This is a genomic window from uncultured Dokdonia sp. (genome assembly GCF_947492815.1).
GTDB lineage: Bacteria > Bacteroidota > Bacteroidia > Flavobacteriales > Flavobacteriaceae > Dokdonia.
This window is the reverse complement of record NZ_CANLOB010000109.1, coordinates 1-407: the sequence shown is the minus strand read 5'-3', so window position 1 is coordinate 407 and position 407 is coordinate 1. Positions and strand designations below refer to the sequence as shown.

The following is a 407-nucleotide window of genomic DNA, read 5'->3' as shown; positions in this document are numbered from 1 at the left end:
GTATTAGATAATGACACGGCAAGCACAGATGAGGATAGTCCTATTAATATCGATGTATTAGATAATGATACTTTAGATGGAGGAACTCCAGAGGTGACCGAGGTGACTAACCCAGCCAATGGAACGGTTACTATCGAGACGGATGGTACGGTGACTTATACACCAGATCCTGATTTTAATGGCACAGATACCTTTGATTATACAGTAGTGGTGACGAATTCAGATGGTTCTACTTCTACACAGACTGCTACGGTTGTTGTGGGCGTGAATCCAATCTCAGATGTAGAGGATGATGCTGATAGTACTGCTGAGGATACACCAGTGAATGTTGATGTATTAGACAATGATACTTTTGAGGGTGTAGATAATGAGGTGACTGATGTAACGAATCCAGCCAATGGAACGGT

General features: G+C 42.3%; 1 protein-coding gene. It reads left to right on the top strand.

Annotation, left to right across the window (positions count from 1 at the left end):
• A partial coding sequence (locus tag Q1A01_RS23740; protein WP_299686077.1) for an Ig-like domain-containing protein occupies positions 1 to 407 on the top strand: 407 nt, incomplete at both ends.